This window comes from Streptomyces sp. NPDC048565 (assembly GCF_040650935.1).
GTDB lineage: Bacteria > Actinomycetota > Actinomycetes > Streptomycetales > Streptomycetaceae > Streptomyces.
Genome location: NZ_JBEZIH010000004.1, coordinates 313,284 through 330,315 on the forward strand (window position 1 = coordinate 313,284; position 17,032 = coordinate 330,315).

Annotated in this window: 14 protein-coding genes and 1 pseudogene; 7 read left to right on the plus strand and 8 right to left on the minus strand. The window is 72.9% G+C overall.

The annotated features are described in order from the left end of the window. Positions 1-75: 75 nt before the first annotated feature. A complete protein-coding gene (locus tag AB0C75_RS07670) occupies positions 76-1,095 on the minus strand; it encodes a peptidoglycan-binding domain-containing protein (RefSeq protein ID WP_362888075.1) in 1,020 nt (339 codons plus the stop codon). Positions 1,096-1,234: 139 nt separating this feature from the next. Here AB0C75_RS07670 and AB0C75_RS07675 point away from each other — a divergent pair, with 139 nt between their 5' ends. Next, complete coding sequence (locus AB0C75_RS07675) at positions 1,235-3,280, plus strand: MDR family MFS transporter (RefSeq protein WP_362888076.1); 2,046 nt, start codon at positions 1,235-1,237, stop codon at positions 3,278-3,280. Positions 3,281-3,424: 144 nt separating this feature from the next. On the opposite strand, the gene AB0C75_RS07680 is transcribed toward AB0C75_RS07675, so the two are convergent. Continuing rightward, the gene (locus AB0C75_RS07680) at positions 3,425-3,901 is read right to left on the minus strand and encodes a GNAT family N-acetyltransferase (RefSeq protein WP_362888078.1); all 477 of its coding nucleotides are present in this window, start codon (positions 3,899-3,901) and stop codon (positions 3,425-3,427) included. Positions 3,902-4,081: 180 nt separating this feature from the next. Here AB0C75_RS07680 and AB0C75_RS07685 point away from each other — a divergent pair, with 180 nt between their 5' ends. Next, complete coding sequence (locus tag AB0C75_RS07685) at positions 4,082-6,160, plus strand: bifunctional glycosyltransferase 87/phosphatase PAP2 family protein (protein WP_362888080.1); 2,079 nt, start codon at positions 4,082-4,084, stop codon at positions 6,158-6,160. A 7-nt stretch (positions 6,161-6,167) separates the two neighbouring features. Here the strand turns inward: AB0C75_RS07685 and AB0C75_RS07690 are convergent, their stop codons facing one another. The 5 genes from AB0C75_RS07690 to AB0C75_RS07710 are packed head-to-tail and all read right to left on the minus strand — an operon-like array spanning position 6,168 to position 11,806. Continuing rightward, positions 6,168-6,986, minus strand: a complete 819-nt coding sequence (locus AB0C75_RS07690) for an ECF transporter S component (RefSeq protein ID WP_362888082.1) — start codon at positions 6,984-6,986, stop codon at positions 6,168-6,170. After that, positions 6,983-8,698 carry an ATP-binding cassette domain-containing protein gene (locus tag AB0C75_RS07695; RefSeq protein WP_362888084.1) on the minus strand — a complete coding sequence of 572 codons (1,716 nt, stop codon included), beginning with the start codon at positions 8,696-8,698 and terminating at the stop codon, positions 6,983-6,985. The genes AB0C75_RS07690 and AB0C75_RS07695 overlap by 4 nt, the downstream gene beginning before the upstream one ends. Next, on the minus strand, positions 8,695-9,840 hold the full coding sequence (locus AB0C75_RS07700) for an energy-coupling factor transporter transmembrane protein EcfT (RefSeq protein WP_362888086.1): 1,146 nt from the start codon (positions 9,838-9,840) through the stop codon (positions 8,695-8,697). Before AB0C75_RS07700 ends, AB0C75_RS07695 begins: the two co-directional genes overlap by 4 nt. Beyond that, complete coding sequence (locus tag AB0C75_RS07705) at positions 9,837-10,517, minus strand: SCO2322 family protein (protein ID WP_362888120.1); 681 nt, start codon at positions 10,515-10,517, stop codon at positions 9,837-9,839. Before AB0C75_RS07705 ends, AB0C75_RS07700 begins: the two co-directional genes overlap by 4 nt. A 26-nt stretch (positions 10,518-10,543) precedes the next feature. Beyond that, positions 10,544-11,806: a prenyltransferase/squalene oxidase repeat-containing protein gene (locus tag AB0C75_RS07710; protein ID WP_362888088.1), complete on the minus strand. Its 1,263-nt coding sequence runs from the start codon at positions 11,804-11,806 to the stop codon at positions 10,544-10,546. Between the two features lie 268 nt (positions 11,807-12,074). On the opposite strand from AB0C75_RS07710, the gene AB0C75_RS07715 reads away from it, so the two are divergent. Continuing rightward, positions 12,075-12,593, plus strand: a complete 519-nt coding sequence (locus AB0C75_RS07715; protein ID WP_362888090.1) for a hypothetical protein — start codon at positions 12,075-12,077, stop codon at positions 12,591-12,593. A gap of 21 nt (positions 12,594-12,614) precedes the next feature. Here the strand turns inward: AB0C75_RS07715 and AB0C75_RS07720 are convergent, their stop codons facing one another. Continuing rightward, a complete protein-coding gene (locus AB0C75_RS07720) occupies positions 12,615-13,223 on the minus strand; it encodes a TetR family transcriptional regulator (RefSeq protein ID WP_362888092.1) in 609 nt (202 codons plus the stop codon). Positions 13,224-13,454: 231 nt separating this feature from the next. Between AB0C75_RS07720 and AB0C75_RS07725 the strand changes: the two genes are divergently transcribed. The 4 genes and pseudogenes from AB0C75_RS07725 to AB0C75_RS07740 form a co-directional block, all read left to right on the plus strand. After that, positions 13,455-14,768 (plus strand): glycosyltransferase family 4 protein, encoded by a 1,314-nt coding sequence (locus tag AB0C75_RS07725; protein WP_362888093.1) that lies wholly within the window; start codon positions 13,455-13,457, stop codon positions 14,766-14,768. A gap of 79 nt (positions 14,769-14,847) precedes the next feature. After that, positions 14,848-15,591: a class I SAM-dependent methyltransferase gene (locus tag AB0C75_RS07730; RefSeq protein WP_362888094.1), complete on the plus strand. Its 744-nt coding sequence runs from the start codon at positions 14,848-14,850 to the stop codon at positions 15,589-15,591. Beyond that, positions 15,588-16,673, plus strand: a complete 1,086-nt coding sequence (locus tag AB0C75_RS07735; protein ID WP_362888095.1) for a prenyltransferase — start codon at positions 15,588-15,590, stop codon at positions 16,671-16,673. The genes AB0C75_RS07730 and AB0C75_RS07735 overlap by 4 nt, the downstream gene beginning before the upstream one ends. Positions 16,674-16,766: 93 nt before the next feature. After that, a pseudogene (locus AB0C75_RS07740) lies at positions 16,767-17,032 on the plus strand (IS30 family transposase); the annotation flags it as partial.

Sequence of the window (17,032 nt, forward strand, 5' to 3'; positions counted from 1 at the left end):
ACAAAAAGCGGGGCGGAAACGCCAATCGCGCGCCCCGGCTCACGCCCCGGCTCACGCCCCTCGCCCCCGGCCCCCTCAGGGCCGGTGCCCCCTGCCGCTGGTCCGCGCCTCCAGGGCGCGCCGGGTCTCCGGGCCGTACACGCCCGGCGGATCGCCCTGGACCGACACCCAACGCTGGTATTCGGCGACAGCCTCCTCCACCTGGCGCGAGTAGTCGCCGTTTTCGGGCCCCCGGTACGCCCAGACCTCCTGAAGCCGACGCTGGAGCTCGGAGACCTCCGGACCCCGGTCCCCGCGCCGCAGGGTGGGCCCGGTTGCCGCCTCGTCGACGGGCGCCGCCGCCGCGGTCGTGGCGGGGGCCTTCGTCGCGGAAGCCGACGGGGACGGCGACGTCGAAGCGGTCGCCGGACGCGACGCGGACGGGCTCGTCGACGCCGAGGCGGACGCGGAGGGCGACGCGGACGCCGAGCGGGACGGCGTGGCCGACGGAGAGGGGGACGATGACGATGACGGTGACTGCGACACGGACGCGGCCGGGCCACCGTCCGTGTCCGGCATGCTCGTCGTGGCCTCGGGCAGCGCCGCGTCCCGGCTGTCCTTGTCGTCGAACAGGCCGCTCGCGAAAGCGGCCGTGCCCACCACGGCGGCCACCGCCGCACCTACGGCGATGGCGGCGAACGGCCGCCGACGGCGTGGCTGCACGGGATCGGGGCCACCGCCCGCGTAGGCGGCGGCGGTACGCCTGTGGGCCTCGTCGGCGGCGGCGGTGCCCGGCGGCCCGCCCGGCGTGTCCCCCGGCGCCCCGGACCCGCCCGCGGCGCCTTCCAGGAAGAGCGGCATCGTCGTGGCCGCCGCGGGGGCGCCGTGATCCTGGGTGTCTTCGCTGCTCAGCGTCACGTACGGCCGGATCCGCAGCGGGTCGAAGTCCTCCGCCGCCGCGATCTCCGCCGCCGTGGTCCGCTCCGCCGCGGCTCCCGCCGTCGCGCTCTGTGCCGGCCGGGCGTCCGGCTCAGGCGTACGCGCTCCGCAGGCGCACCCCGCCCCGGGGTTCACGCTCTGCTCGCCGCCGCACTCCGGGCACACGTGTCCGGTCATCGTGGGTTCCCCTCCCCATTGAACTGCCTGCGATTATGCAGGCCGCCGTGCGGGAGCCCCCACGGCCGTACGCTGCTCGGCAGGCCATAACAGCATAGAACGGCCAGGATGGGGGTGAAGCGGACCCGAGGAGATGCTCATGGCCCAGCAGTTGAGCCCGCCACACCTTGCACCCGGTGAGGGGCGGTCCCGGCGCAGTGTCCTGGTGTCCATCGGCGCACTGCTGCTCGGCATGCTGCTCGCGGCACTCGATCAGACCATCGTGTCGACCGCCCTGCCCACGATCGTCAGCGAACTGGGCGGCCTCGACCATCTGTCGTGGGTGGTGACCGCCTATCTGCTGGCGGCGACCGCGGCAACCCCGCTCTGGGGCAAGCTCGGCGACCAGTACGGGCGCAAGCGGCTCTTCCAGACGGCCATCGTCATCTTCCTCATCGGCTCCGCGCTCTGCGGCATGGCCCAGAACATGCCGCAGCTGATCGGCTTCCGAGCTCTCCAGGGGCTCGGCGGCGGCGGTCTCATGGTGCTGTCGATGGCCATCGTCGGCGACATCGTCACCCCACGCGAACGAGGCAAGTACCAGGGTCTCTTCGGTGCGGTGTTCGGTGTGACCAGCGTGCTGGGGCCACTGCTCGGCGGCTTCTTCACCGAGCACCTCAGCTGGCGCTGGGTCTTCTACATCAACCTGCCCGTCGGCATCGTCGCTCTGCTCGTCATCGCCACGGTCCTGCACATCCCGGTCCGTCGCACCAAGCACACCATCGACTACCTGGGCACCTTCCTCATCGCCTCCGTCGCCACCTGTCTGATCCTCGTCGCCTCACTCGGCGGGACCACCTGGGCCTGGGGCTCCGCGCAGATCATCATCCTCGCGGTCCTCGCCGTGGCGCTCCTCGTCGCGTTCGTCGCGACCGAACGCCGGGCGGCCGAGCCGGTGCTGCCGCTGAAGCTGTTCAAGCAGCGGACCTTCAGCCTCGTCGCCGCCATCAGCTTCGTCATCGGCTTCGCGATGTTCGGAGCCATGACCTATCTGCCGACCTTCCTCCAGGTCGTGCACGGCATCACCCCGACCCTGTCCGGTGTGCACATGCTGCCCATGGTCTTCGGACTGCTCCTCACCTCGACGGGCTCCGGACAGATCGTCAGCCGGACGGGCCGCTGGAAGGTCTTCCCGATCGCGGGCACCGCCGTCACCGGGATCGGCCTGTTGCTGCTCCACACGCTCTCCGAGTCCAGCTCCACCTGGACGATGAGCCTGTGCTTCTTCGTCTTCGGCGCCGGACTCGGCCTGGTGATGCAGGTGCTCGTGCTGATCGTGCAGAACTCCGTCGGCTACGAGGACCTCGGCGTCGCCACCTCGGGAGCGACCTTCTTCCGGTCCATCGGCGCGTCCTTCGGCGTGGCCGTGTTCGGCACCATCTTCACCAACCGGCTCACCGGCAAACTCGACGAGGCGCTCAGCGGCCGTTCCCTGCCACCGGGCGTCGACTCCGGGACACTGGCCGCCGACCCCCGTGCCCTCGGGCGGCTCCCGGCGAGTCTGCGCCCCTCGGTGCTGAGCGCCTACTCGACCTCGATCACCGATGTCTTCCTCTACGCGGCCCCCGTCGTCCTCGTCGCCTTCGTCCTCGCCTGGTTCCTCAGGGAGGAGCCCCTGCGCGGTTCGGTGACGGCGCCCGACCCCAGCGAGACGCTGGCATCGAACCCGGTCCAGCGCTCCTCGTACGACGAGTGCGCCCGCGCGCTGTCGGTGCTCGCCACCCGTGAGGGGCGCCGGGAGATCTACGAGAAGATCACCGCGAAGGCGGGATACGACCTCCAGCCCGCCGCCAGCTGGCTGCTGCTGCGCATCAGACGGCACGGGACCGTCGAACCCGGCCGGCTGGCCGAAGTGGCCCCCGTGCCGCTCAGGGTGATCACCGCGGCCGCCAGTCAGGTGGAGGGGCGTGGCTTCGCCCGGCGCGAGGGGGTGCAGCTGGTGCTCACCGAGCAGGGCGCACAGGCCGTGGTCCGGCTCTCCAAGGCCCGCGAGGAGTCCCTGGCCGAGCTGCTGGGCGACTGGTGGGGTCCCGAGCGGCCCACCGATCTGATCCGCCTGGTGACGGAGCTGTCGGCCGAGGTGAGCGGATCGAGCAGTGAGCGCCCGCACATGCCCGAACCACGCCGCGACCACTCGGCGGGCTGACGGCGACCGCCCCGCCGACGGCCCGAGGGTGACGGGCGACTCGGCGGGCAGGCGACTCGGCGGGCAGGCGGGCAGGCGGGCAGGCGGGCAGGTGTGCCAAGGGTGACCGGGCCGCTCGACCGGCAGGCGGCCCGGCCGCCGGGCTCAGAGCTCCTTGGCGAGCCAGTGCTCCGCGTAGCGGTCCTCGTTGAACGCCGGTATCTCCCCGTATCCGTGCTTCGCGTACAGCCCCCGCGCCTCCACCAGGTCGTCACGGGTGTCCAGCCGGATCCGCCGCACCCCGTACGCCCGCGCGGCGCGCTCGATGCCCGCGAGCAGCAGTCCGCCACCGCCCGTCGAGCGGAACGCGGGCCGGACGAACACCCGGGTCAGCTCCGCGGTCGCGGTGTCGACCAGCCGCAGGCCCACGCAGCTCGCCGGCCTGCCGTCGTACCTGCCCACAAGGAACTCCCCGGTCGGCGGAGCGAGCTGTTCTACGCCGTCGTCCCTGAGACCGTCGTCGATCTCCGCAGTGGTCGCCGGCCGGCCCCAGTAGCGGCTCGCCACCTCGTCGTAGTAGTCCCGGCGCAGCAGGGCCGCCTCGGGGCTGCCGAAGTGCTCGGGGGTCACGGTCCAGGTCATGGGGGTCATTCTGCGGAAAGAAGTTCGGGTCGCCGGCATTCTTTTCGGCAAATCAGTGGTGACGGACAGGCTAAGAGGGGGTTGATGGTGTCTACCTCATAGGACAATGCGAGGCTTCATCCGCACATACCCGGGCCGAGGGGACAGTGCACAGAACACAAACGGGAGGGTCGGCGCAGCGTGGCTGATGTGGAGCGCAGTGTGCGGGGGGACGCGGCGGCGGAGACGAAGGATCCCAGAGCCGCGACGGCCAGAGCTGTCCTCTGGCTGCTGGTCGGTGTCCTGGCGATACGGCAGGTGGCGGTGGTGCTGCGCAGGCCGCCCGGCGAACGCCTCATCGATCTGGAGACCTGGACCGGCGCGACCGGGGTCCTGCACATCTCGGGCTCCCTCTACGACCCGGGGCGGTTCACCGGGACGCCGTTCGCCGGTCTTGTGCTGCGGCCGCTGACGATCTCGGCCCAGCAGGCACTCGGCGTCGTATGGACCTTCGGTTCGCTGCTGCTCGTCGTGCTGCTGGGCTTCGTCGCCGTACGGGCCCTGCCCGCACCGGTGAGCCGGCGCACGGCGTTCCTGGCGGCGCCCGTCGCGATCACCCTGCTGATGGTGTCGCTGCCGGTCCGCACCACCCTGCATCTGGGCCAGACCAGCATCCTGCCGGTCCTGCTGGTGCTCCTGGCCTGCTTCGCGGTCCGCGGTGAGCGGCTCCCCGGCGTACTGACCGGTGTCGCCGCCGCCCTCCAGCCGGCCGTCCTGCTCTTCGCCGTCCTGTTCTGGCTGACCGGCAGACGCAGGGCCGCCGTGAGCGGCGGTGCCACGTTCGCCGTCTGTACGGCGCTTGCCTGGGCGGTGATGCCGGGCGACTCCTGGGCGTACTGGGTGCACCATGTGGCCGGCGCCGGACTCGGTGCGAGCCCGGACGACCTGTCCAACCAGTCCCTGCACGGCGCGTTGCTGCGGTTCGGGCTCCAGGGCCCCCTGGAGATCGCCCTGTTCCTGGTGCTGGCCGCCGTCGTCGTCCTCGTCGGTCTGCGCCGCGCGGCACGCTACGCGCGTGACGGGCAGCTGCTCCTCGCCGTCGCCGTCACGGGCTGCGTCGCCGTCGCCGTGTCGCCCACCGCCTGGCAGCACCAGCTGCTCTGGGTGCTGCTGGCCGTCGTCGGCCGCGCCGGAACCAAGGCCTCGGACCGCCTGGTCTGGCCCGCCGTCGTGGTGCTCGTGCTGACCCTGCCGGGGAAGATGCTGCTGCCGAACGTCGGCGTGGTCCTGCCCGTACGGGACAACGTGCTGCTCATAGCCGCGCTCGGGGCGGCCTGCGTCGTGCCGTTCCTGTCCCGCACCTCGCCCCACTGGCAGCGGCCCGTCCCCACCGACTACGCGAAGCCGGTCCCGGCGCGCTACGCGTGGGTGCCGCTGGTGCCGCTCTGGCGCCGGGTGCTCAGCCGCCCCAACCTGCTCCTCGAACTCCTGCTCATCCGGGTCGTCTACTCCGCGTACGCGAAGGTCAGGCTCGCCGCGGCGGTGGGACGTCCCACCGCGGAGGCCCACGGCCGGCAGATCCACTCCGCAGAGCAGTGGCTGCACATCGACATCGAGCACTGGGCGAACCACACCGTCGTCGCCATCCCCTGGCTGCGCGACTTCTTCGACTACTACTACTCGACGTTCCACTTCATCGTGCCGCTCACGATTCTCGGTGTGCTGTACGTGCGCCGGCCGTCGGACTACCGCTGGGCGCGCAGCTCCATCGGCTTCGCCACCGTCCTGGCCCTCGTCGGCTTCTGGCTCTACCCGCTGGCGCCGCCGCGCCTGATGCCGGGGCTCGGCTTCATCGACACCGTCCACGGCGCGCAGGACCTCGACAGCCCCGACTTCGGGGCGCTGACCGCGATGACCAACCAGTACGCGGCGATGCCGTCGCTGCACTTCGGCTGGTCGCTGTGGTGCGGTGTGGTGATCCTCCTGCTCGCGCCCAGGACCTGGATGAAGGTCCTGGGGCTGCTGCACCCGCTGTTCACGGTCTCCACCATCGTCGCCACCGGCAACCACTGGGTGCTGGACGCGGTCGGCGGTGCGACGGTGGTGGCCATGGGCTTCGGGCTGACCTACGCCCTGGCCGGTCCGCGCAGGCTCCAGGCGCCCGGTGGCGGCGACCCGGGCGACGCGGGCGACCCGGGCGTGACCGAACGGCCCGGTCCCGGGGAGGAGACGGCCGCGGCCCGGGACGCCGTACCCGAACCGGCGGTCGGCAGGACGTAGAGCGCGCTCAGTCCGCGGGTGCCCGGAAGGCCGCCCGCGCGTCGAACGCGGCGCGGCGGGTGGCCCGGCGCAGGGCCCTCAGCAGCGTCGGGCCGATGGCCACGGTCAGCGCGAGGGTGAGGACGGCGCGGCCCAGGTCCCAGCCGAGCGAGGTGGCGGTGCAGTAGGCGAGGAAGCGGACCAGGTTCTCGTGGAGCGGTGCGCCCGCGACGAAGGAGACCCCCGAGCCGAGGCCCGGCACGATCGTCCAGCCGTACAGATTCATCACCGTGCCGTACGCGAACGCCGCCACGAAGCCGTAGCACGCCAGCATCAGGAGCTCGCCCCGGCCGCGCAGCCGGTCAGGGCCCGGCAGCAGGCCCGCGCCCATGGTGAACCAGCCCATCGACAGCATCTGGAACGGCATCCACGGCCCGACCCCGCCCGTGAGCAGCGCCGAGGCGAACATCGTGACCGAGCCGAGCACGAAGCCGAAGCCCGGACCCAGCACCCGGCCGCTCAGCACCATCAGGAAGAACATCGGCTCCAGGCCGGCCGTCCCCGCGCCCAGCGGACGCAGCGCCGCGCCGACCGCGGCGAGTACGCCCAGCATCGCGACGGCCTTCGCGTCCAGACCGGAGTCCGCGATCGTCGCGAGGACCACCCCGACGAGCAGCACCAGCAGGACGGCGAACAGCCAGGGCGCGTCCTTGGCGTGGGCGAGACCGGACTCCGCACCCGCCAGCAGGGGCCAGCCGAAGGCGACGAGACCGACCGCGCTGATCAGGACGAGCGCGGCGACGGCGTGCGGGCCCAGCCGGACCGGGCGCGTGGACCCGGCCGTCATGCGAGCGTCTCCAGAGCCGTGCGCACCTGCGACACCGTCAGCCACTCCCGGGGCGCCAGGATCTTCGCGGTCTGCGGGGCGAAGGCGGGCGATGAGACCACGACCTGCCGGGTCGGGCCGTCGGCGACGGCCTCACCGTCGGCCAGGATCACCACCCGGTGCGCCAGCTCCGCGGCCAGCTCCACATCATGCGTGGCCAGGACGATGCCGTGGCCGTCGGCGGCCAGCCGGCGCAGTACGCCGACGAGCCGGGCCTTCGCCGCGTAGTCCAGGCCGCGCGTCGGCTCGTCGAGGAGGAGCAGCGGGGGCCGGGCGGTCAGCACCAGGGCAAGGGCCAGCGCGAGCCGCTGGCCCTCCGAGAGATCACGGGGGTGGATGTCGTCCGGCACCCCGGGCAGCAGCTCGGAGACCAGCGCACGGCAGCTGCCCACGGGCGCGCCCGCGTCGGAGTCCGCCGCCTCGCACTCGGCGGCGACGGTGTCCGCGTACAGCAGGTCGCGCGGTTCCTGCGGGACGAGCCCGACCCGGCGCACCATGTCGCGCGGCGCCGTACGGGAGGGCTCCAGACCGCCGACCATGACCGACCCCGTGGTCGGCTCGGTCATCCCGACCAGGGTCGTCAGCAGGGTCGACTTCCCCGCGCCGTTACGGCCCATCAGCGCCACGGTCTCGCCCGGCGCGACGGACAGCGTCACCCCGCGCAGCGCCTGGACGCGCCCGTGCCGCACCCCGAGCCGCTCGACGCGGGTGACCGGGTCGTGGGCCGGGAGCTTCGCCGGGGCGCCGGCCGGGCCCCGGCCGAACAGCCGGCTCAGAAGACCCGGGCGGGCGGCGGCCTGAGCGGGGAGCGGGGCGACCTCGGCCTCCGCGGCGGCCTCGCGCGCCGGCGGCTCCACATCGGCGAGCCGCGCCCGCAGATCCACCGCGCGGCGCCTGGCGTCACGCACCGAGAGCGGCAGCGGATCCCAGCCCATGAGCCGGCCCAGGGCCACCACCGGAGGGCGGACGGGCGAGAGCGCCATGATGTCGGCGGGCGCGCCCATCACCGGGGCGGCGCCGGGCGCGGGCAGCAGGAGGACCTGGTCGGCGTACTGCACCACGCGCTCCAGCCGGTGCTCGGCCATCAGCACCGTCGTGCCCAGGTCGTGCACGAGTCGCTGGAGGACCGCGAGGACGTCCTCGGCCGCCGCCGGGTCGAGCGCGGACGTCGGCTCGTCGAGCACCAGCACCTTGGGGTGCGGGGTGAGGACCGAGCCGATCGCGACGCGCTGGCGCTGGCCACCGGAGAGCGTGGCGATCGGCCGGTCGCGCAGCTCCGCGAGACCCAGCAGGTCGAGCATCTCCTCGACGCGGCGCCGCATCACGTCGGGGGCGAGGCCCAGGGACTCCATGCCGTACGCCAGCTCGTCCTCGACGGTGTCCGTCACGAAGTGGGCGAGCGGATCCTGGCCCACCGTGCCGACCAGGTCGGCGAGTTCACGCGGCTTGTGGGTGCGGGTGTCACGGCCGCCGACGGTGACCCGGCCGCTCAGCTCCCCGCCGGTGAAGTGCGGCACGAGACCGGACACGGCCCCCAGCAGAGTCGACTTGCCGACACCGGAAGGTCCGACGGCCAGCACCAGTTCGCCCTCGGGGATCGTGAGATCGACCCCGGACAGGGTGGGGCGCTCCGCGCCCTCGTACCGCACCGAGACGTTCTCGAACCGGATCATGTGAGCTCCTTGGAGTCCGAGGGGGAAGCGGGCAGTGGCGCCACCACGGCGGGCAGCAGTCCGATCAGTACCGAGGCGGCAGGCCACAACGGCAGCACCGGGGCCGTGAGCGGCACGACCCCCGGGTGCAGGGCATCAGGGGCGACGGCGTCCGCCCCGATCATCGCCGCGGCGACGGCCGCGCCCGAGACGGCGACGAGCCAGGCGCGGGCGCCCCAGAGGTCGGGCCGGTAGCGGGTACGCACCGAACGGCGCCCGCCGAGCCTGAGCCCGGCCAGCGCCGCGAGCAGCCCGGCCAGCAGCAACGGCAGCCCGTGCACGGCGCCTTCCGCCGCCAGCAGCCCGTATGTCCCCGCGCACACGCCCAGCAGTCCGCCGAGCGTCAGCACATGGGTGGTGCGGCGGACGGCCGGCGAGACCCGCGCGGTGCGCCCGTACCCCCGCGCGTCCATCGACGCCGCGACGGCCACCGAGCGCTCCAGCGCGCCATCGAGCACCGGCAGACCGATCTGGAGCACCGCCCTGATCCCGCCGGTCGGACGGCCGCGCAGCCTGCGGGCCGTCCGCAGCCGCGCCACATCGGCGACCATGTTCGGGGCGAACGTCATCGCGACGACGACGGCGACCCCCACCTCGTACAGCGCGCCGGGCAGAGACTTCAGCAGCCGGGCCGGACTGGCCAGTGAGTTGGCCGCGCCGACGCAGATCAGCAGGGTGGCCAGCTTCGCACCGTCGTACAGCGCGAAGACCAGCTGCTCCGCCGTGACCCGGCCGCCGATCCTGACCCCCTGCGCCCAGCCGGGCAACGGCACCTCGGGCAGGGTGAACAGGGCGTGCGTCCCGGGCACCGACGAGCCGAGGAGTACGGAGAACACCAGCCGTACGGCGACGACGAACAGCCCCAGCCTGATGAACGCCCCGTACGACCTGGCCCACGGCGCGTCCGTACGGCGCGCGGCCACCACATAGCCCGCCACGCCCACCAGCAGCCCGAGCAGCAGCGGGTTCGTCGTACGGGAAGCGGCGGTCGCGAGACCGAGTGCCCACAGCCACCACGCCCCGGCCGGCAGGGCGTTGGCGCGGGTCGCCCCTGGGGCGCGCAGGTCAGGGTGGGGCCGGGCCGTGCCGGTGGAGCGGGTCATCGGCGGCGGCGGGCCCGCAGCACAGCGGCGGCACCCAGGACGAGCACCGCGCCGACGCCGGCGAGTACACCCGCCGACGGGCCGCCGGAGCTTCCTTCGTCGGCGCTGCTGCCGGTGCCGGTGCCGGTGCCGGTGGCGGGTGCCGTGGCCGGGCCGTCGGACTTCGCTCCGCCGGAGTCCTGGCCGACCTGCTCACCGCAGCCCGACCGCGGATACCCCGAGATCGCGCAGAGCATCGCCGAGCTGTCGTAGCGCAGGGGCTTCGCGACCGAAGCGAGGGCCTCCGCGGTGCTCGCGTCCTGCGCGACCCGGGCACAGGCGGTACGCAGCGCGGGCGGCTTCTCGCCGTCCGGCGCGTCGGCCGCCGTTCCCGGGTCGATGACCAGCGCGACCCGCTTGAGGCCGTCCTTCGCCGGGGTCTCCGCGCAGACGGCACCGAAGCCGGGCGCGCGGCGTGGCTGCGCGGAGTCCTGGGAATCCGCGCTCACCGAGAAGCGGAAGCCCTGCACGGCTCCGTCGTCGGGCCTGACCATGGACGGCCCCTGGGCGGCGTACGTCCAGCTCTTCGCGCCGTCGCCCTCCCAGAACGACCAGTAGCGGTAGCCCGCCGCCTGAGCGCTTCCCGCTCCCAGCACGGCAAGCAGGGCGCCGATGAGCAGCACCGCTCCCGCGCCCAGCGGGCGGCCCGGAGCCCGACGGGCTCTCACAGCTGCTGGTTCTTCCTGCGTCCGCTGAGCAGGAAGCCGATGCCGGCGCCGAAGGCGAGCCCGATGCCGATGATCCACCAGAGGCCGAGCCCCTCGTCGTCGCTGCTCGTGTCCGCGGGCGCCGAGGGTGTCGTCGCGGTCGGCGAGGGCACGGCGGTCGCGGCGGGCGCGGGGCCCGTCGCGTTGAGCTGCGCGACGAGGTCGACACCGCCGAAGTCACGGGCCGCGGAGCCGGTCGCGTGGGCGGCGAGCACCAGCTGGGCGGTGGCGGCGGGGCCGCCCTCCTTCGCCCAGCCCTGGGCGTGCTTCTCCAGATACGTGACCGCTCCGGCGGCCTTGTCCTTGTGGCCGGACGCCGCCAGTGCCACGACCGCGTCCGCGGTGTTGCCGAAGTCCGGCTGCGGGTCCGACTCCTCGGCGCCCGGCATCGGCGCGGACTTCAGATATCCGGAGCCTGCGAGCGTCTTCGCGAGGTAGTAGGCGCCGTTCTGCGCGGACTGCTCGGCGGTGAGACCGGTGCCCTTGTGGCAGACGGGTGCCTTCACCGCGTTGGAGTTCCCCGAGGCCAGGCCCTTGCCCATCGCACCGATGACGGCCGCAGCCGTGGCGTCCGCGTTGGCGGTGAGCTTGCCGTCCTTGTCCGGCTGGTAGGCGAACGCCCCGCCGTCCTCGTCCTCGCACGGCAGCGCGAAGCTCTGCAGCGCCGTGTACGGGGTCTTCCCGCCGGGCTTCGTGATGTCGGCGAGCGGGACGCCCGCCCGCGCCAGCGCCCCGGTCACCACGGCGGTGGAGTTGGCGTCGCTCGGGCTGCCCGGGTTGTAGCCCCAGCCGCCGTCGTCGTTCTGTACGGACTTCAGCCAGCTGACCCCGTTGGCCACGACCTCACCGTGCACGGCGAGCTCGACCATCGCCTGGACCGCCGCCCCCGTGGCGTTGGTGTCCGCGACGGTCTTCGCGTCGCAGGGCTTGGAGGCGTCGCGGTAGGCGGCGAAGGCCCCGCTGGCGCACTGCTGGCCGACCAGCCAGTCCACCGACTGCGTGGCGGGGGTGACCAGCTCGATCTTCTGAGCGAGGAAGGACAGTGACTGGCGCCACACCCCGTCGTACGTCGGGTCCTCGGTGCCGTACAGCCCCGCAGGAAGCTTGGGTGCGGAGGACGACGGGGAGGGACTCGGCGCGGCGACCGCCACCGGGGCGGCAGCTCCACAGAGCACGGCGGCGGTGATCGCGAGCGCTGCCGCGCTGCGGCGTACGGACATGGCGGGCTGGGCCTCTCGAATGGGGTTTCCCCTGCTCGAACTGGCCGAGCGCGTAGGGCTTGGGTCTGTGCCGGATTCGCACCGGCTTCCCCCTGTACGGGCAGGATGGCGACCCGCCCACTCTACCGGGGCGCTCCCGATCCCCTCAGGGCGGACAGCCGCACCCCGTGGACGAAGGGCCTTCCCAGCAGTTCAGGCCCGTGCGAAACTCCGGCGGAGGTCCCGAGGCGGTTGCCCCGGGATGGGACGAGCCGGGTGGGAAGCAGAGTTGCGCATTCGAAGGACGGTGGCCGTCGCCGCCGTGGCGGCCGGATTCATGACGGTGACGGCGGGCTGCGGCCTGACGGGGGACAGCGACGGGGCGGCCCCCGCCTCCGCCTCCGCCTCACCCGAACCGACCCCGCCGTTCACCACGCAGGTCGTCGCCGCCGAGATAGCCGGCCTCGCCCGGGCCGGTGGCCTCCCGGCCGGCGACACCTCGACGGCCGGGCTGCCCGACGGGGCCTGGCGGACGTGCGTCGCGCCCTGGAAGAGCGCCGCACCGGACTCCGCCGGCGCCTTCGACGCGACGGTGATGCGGTTGCGGCAGCACGACTGGGAGATCATCTCCAGCCATGCCGAGCAGGACACCACCTACCGCACCCTCGCCAAGCGCGGCTGGAAGCTGTACGCCCGCTACGCGGCCGTGGAGGACTCAGGGACCGGGCAGCCGGTGTCCCTCACCGCCGTCGAGGACGGCTGCCATCTGCCCGAGAAGGCCAAGGGCGCCTACGAGGACCCGGCCTGACAGCGGGGGAGGGCCGCGGGGTCAGCGGGCGTCCGCCGGACGGTCGATCAGCCCGCACACCGTCTCGATGTCGCCCTTCACCTGTGCGATCGACTCCCGGCCCGACAGCCAGGTGATCAGCGCGGAGTGCCAGGTGTGCTCGATGACGCGGACCACGGCCAGCTGCTCCTGCGTGGGGTTCTCCACCCCCATCGCGTCCAGGACGATCGCCGTCGTCAGCCGGGACACCGCGTCCACCTCCGGGCTCACCCCCCGGTCGGCGAAGGTCAGCGCCCGCACCATGGCATCGGCCAGATGCGGATCGCGCTGGAGGGCCCTGAAGGCCAGCATCAGCGTCTCGGCGACCCGCTCGGCGGCGTCGTCGCCCGTGGCCGGCTGCTTCCTGCGGAGTACCGCGTGCAGATGCTGGAGCTGATCCTGCATGATCGCGACCAGCAGATGGACCTTGGAGGGGAAGTAGCGGTAGAGCGTGCCCAGGGCGACCCCGGCGGCGTCCGCCACCTCACGCATCTGCACCGCCTCGAAGCCGCCACGCCCCGCGAGCTGGGCGCCGGCCTGCAGGATGCCGCGACGGCGCGCCTCCTGGCGTTCCGTCAGGAGAGGTGCCGGGGGCCTGGCTTCCGCTGTCATCTGTCCCCGTCCAATAAGGGAGAACCGGTTCCCTGCCCGGCCGGGCGCCTGTTTCCGGGCGCGCGCGGCATGCCAGGGTGTTGCCGTGGCGCGAATCACCTGATCCGGCCGCCACACCGACGCTACCTGCCGGTAGATTCGGTGCGGGTTGAACCGACCAGTCTGAAACTTGTTCTAGATTAGCGCGACCGGTTACGCTCCGGCGAAAAGGCAGTGAGAAGGGGGCCGAGTGTGACCGCTGAGGCCATAGATACGGGCCCCCTCGCGGGCGGCAGCGCCTCGGGCACGGACGGTGACCGGCCCTTGCGCATCGCACTCCTGACCTACAAGGGCAACCCCTTCTGCGGCGGCCAGGGCGTCTACGTCCGCCACCTCGGCCGGGAGCTCGCGCGGCTCGGCCACAGCGTCGAAGTGATCGGCGCCCAGCCCTACCCCGTACTCGACGAGGGTGTCCCGCTCACCGAGCTGCCGAGCCTCGACCTCTACCGCCAGCCCGACCCCTTCCGCACCCCGGGGCGTGGCGAGTACCGCGACTGGATCGATGTCGCCGAAGTCGCCACCATGTGGACGGGCGGCTTCCCCGAGCCCACCACCTTCAGCCTGCGGGCCCGCCGTCATCTCCTCGCCAGGCGCGGCGACTTCGACGTGGTGCACGACAATCAGACGCTCGGCTACGGGCTGCTCGGGGACCTCGGCGCGCCGCTGGTCACCACGATCCACCACCCCATCACCGTCGACCGCAGGCTGGATCTGGAAGCCGCGGGTTCGGTGCGCCGCCGGCTCGCCGTGCGCCGCTGGTACGGCTTCACACGCATGCAGAAGCGCGTCGCCCGCCGGCTGCCGTCCGTCCTCACCGTCTCCGGCTCCTCCCAGCAGGAGATCGTCGAGCACCTCGGGGTGCGCAGGGAGCGCATCCAGGTCGTGCACATCGGGGCCGACACCGACCTCTGGTCGCCCGACCCCTCGGTCGCCGAGATCCCCGGCCGGATCGTCACCACCTCCAGCGCGGACGTCCCGCTCAAGGGCCTCGTCCACCTGGTGGAGGCACTCGCCAAGCTCCGGGTCGAGAACCCGCGGGCGCACCTCGTGGTCGTCGGCAAGCGGGCCGAACGCGGCCCCGTCGCCCAGGCCATCGAGCGCTACGGGCTCCAGGACGCCGTGGAGTTCGTGAAGGGCATCAGCGACGCCGAGCTCGTCGACCTTGTCCGCAGCGCCCAGATCTCCTGCGTCCCCTCGCTGTACGAGGGCTTCTCGCTGCCCGCCGCCGAGGCCATGGCCACCGGGACCCCGCTGGTCGCCACCACCGGTGGCGCGATCCCCGAGGTCGCGGGGCCCGACGGGGAGACCTGCCTCGCCGTGCCGCCCGGTGACGCGGGGGCGCTGGCCGCCGCTCTCGGCCGGCTCCTCGGCGACCGCGAACTGCGCGCCAGGCTCGGTGAGGCAGGCCGCGCCCGGGTACTGGCCAACTTCACCTGGGCCAGGGCCGCTCTCGGTACCGTCGAGCTGTACCGTCAGTCGATCGCGGCCCGGGGAGCCCGCAGGTGACTGCCCCCGCGGCTCCTGTGGCCCCCGTGGCTCCGGTGTCTCCTGGAATCCGTACCTCCGACCTCGAAGGCAGGCCCCCGTGCTGACCGTCGACTTCACCCGCTTCCCGCTCGCCGCCGGCGACCGGGTGCTCGATCTGGGCTGCGGCGCCGGCCGGCATGCCTTCGAGTGCTACCGGCGCGGCGCCCAGGTGGTGGCCCTCGACCAGAACAGCGAGGAGATCCGCGAGGTCGCGAAGTGGTTCGCCGCGATGAAGGAGGCCGGTGAGGCGCCCGCGGGCGCGACCGCCACCGCGATGGAGGGCGACGCGCTCAACCTGCCCTTCCCCGACGCCTCCTTCGACGTCGTGATCATCTCCGAGGTGATGGAGCACATCCCCGACGACAAGGGCGTGCTCGCCGAGATGGTCCGGGTGCTGAAGCCCGGTGGCCGGATCGCGATCACCGTGCCCCGCTACGGCCCCGAGAAGGTCTGCTGGACCCTCTCCGACGCGTACCACGAGGTCGAGGGCGGGCACATCCGCATCTACAAGGCCGACCAGCTGCTCGGCAGGATCCGCGAGGCCGGGCTCAAGCCCTACGGCACCCACCACGCGCACGCGCTGCACAGCCCCTACTGGTGGCTGAAGTGCGCCTTCGGAGTGGGCCGTGACGGCGAGGACGCAGCGCTGCCGGTGCGCGCCTATCACAAGCTGCTGGTCTGGGACATCATGAAGAAGCCGCTCGCCACCCGGGTCGCCGAGCAGCTGCTCAACCCGGTCGTCGGCAAGAGCTTCGTGGCGTACGCCACCAAGCCGCACCTGCCCGAGGCCGAGGCGGCGTGAGCACGCCGGAGCAGACCGAGCATCTCGTCCTGCCGGGCGTCCTCACCGCCGAACAGGCGGCCGAGACCGTGGCCGCACTGCTCGCCGTGCAGCGCGGGGACGGTGCGCTGCCCTGGTTCCGTGGCCACCACCTCGACCCGTGGGACCACATCGAGGCCGCGATGGCGCTGGACGCGGCCGGTGAGCACGAGGCCGCCGCCCGCGCCTACGCATGGCTGGCCCGCCACCAGAACGGCGACGGCTCCTGGTACGCCGCGTACCACGACGGCGACCCCGCCAAGCCGACCGACCTCGGTCTCGAGACCAACTTCTGCGCCTACGTGGCCGTCGGCGTCTGGCACCACTACCTCGCCACCGGTGACGACGCGTTCGTCGACCGGATGTGGCCGACGGTCTTCGCCGCGATCGAATGCGTGCTGCGGCTCCAGCAGCCAGGTGGGCAGATCGGCTGGAAGCGCGAGGCGGACGGCACCCCGGTCACCGACGCGCTGCTGACCGGTTGCTCCTCCATCCACCAGGCACTGCGCTGCGCACTGGCGCTGGCCGAACAGCGCGAGGAGGCCCAGCCGGACTGGGAGCTGGCGGCCGGGGCGCTCGGCCACGCGATCCGCAGCCACCCCGAGCGCTTCCTGGACAAGAGCCGCTACTCGATGGACTGGTACTACCCGGTGCTCGGCGGCGCGGTCACCGGCTCCGCCGCGAGCCGGCGGATCGAGGACGGCTGGGACAGCTTCGTGGTCCCCGGACTCGGGGTGCGCTGCGTGCTCCCCAACCCATGGGTGACCGGCGGCGAGAGCTGCGAACTGGCCCTGGCCCTCTGGATCATGGGGGAGTCGGACCGGTCCCTGGAGATCCTGCAGTCCATCCAGCACCTGCGGGCCGATGGCGGCCTCTACTGGACGGGATACGTCTTCGAGGGCGAGCGGGCCATATGGCCCGAGGAACTCACCACCTGGACCGCCGGATCCCTGCTGCTCGCGGTGGCCGCGCTCGGCGGGGACGAGGCGACCACCGCGGTCTTCAGCGGCGAACGCCTCCCGGCCGGTCTCGAACCGGACTGCTGCCGGGTGGGTGGCCGATAAGCACGCTCGCCTGAGGCCCACCGCGAACGACAGCGGCCCCCGCCCGTCCTTGGGTTCTAGTGGTCGTCGCAACACCCCAGCTCGGGGAGTGCGATGGACTTCGAGGTCCGGGACCGTTCGATCAACCGGGGGCGTCGTTCCCTGACCGAGGAACGGCGCGTCTACCTTCAGCTCATGCAGCAGGGTGTGAGCAACGCGGAGGCGTGCCGGATCGTCGGGATCAACCTCCGGACGGGGAAGCGGTGGCGTAACGGCCGCGCCCCGTCCGGCCGGGACGTCGGGGCGTCACCGATCACAGCGGTGGCGCCCCCGCCCGGTCCCTCGCGGTACTTGCGTGAGGCCGACCGGATCCACATAGC

Coding starts and splice junctions, on each gene's coding strand:
- AB0C75_RS07710 (WP_362888088.1), bottom strand. CDS start 11,806: ATGTCCGTACGCCGCAGCGCGGCAGCGCTCGCGATCACCGCCGCCGTG.
- AB0C75_RS07680 (WP_362888078.1), bottom strand. CDS start 3,901: ATGACCTGGACCGTGACCCCCGAGCACTTCGGCAGCCCCGAGGCGGCC.
- AB0C75_RS07700 (WP_362888086.1), bottom strand. CDS start 9,840: ATGACCCGCTCCACCGGCACGGCCCGGCCCCACCCTGACCTGCGCGCC.
- AB0C75_RS07720 (WP_362888092.1), bottom strand. CDS start 13,223: ATGACAGCGGAAGCCAGGCCCCCGGCACCTCTCCTGACGGAACGCCAG.
- AB0C75_RS07690 (WP_362888082.1), bottom strand. CDS start 6,986: ATGACGGCCGGGTCCACGCGCCCGGTCCGGCTGGGCCCGCACGCCGTC.
- AB0C75_RS07695 (WP_362888084.1), bottom strand. CDS start 8,698: ATGATCCGGTTCGAGAACGTCTCGGTGCGGTACGAGGGCGCGGAGCGC.
- AB0C75_RS07670 (WP_362888075.1), bottom strand. CDS start 1,095: ATGACCGGACACGTGTGCCCGGAGTGCGGCGGCGAGCAGAGCGTGAAC.
- AB0C75_RS07675 (WP_362888076.1), top strand. CDS start 1,235: ATGGCCCAGCAGTTGAGCCCGCCACACCTTGCACCCGGTGAGGGGCGG.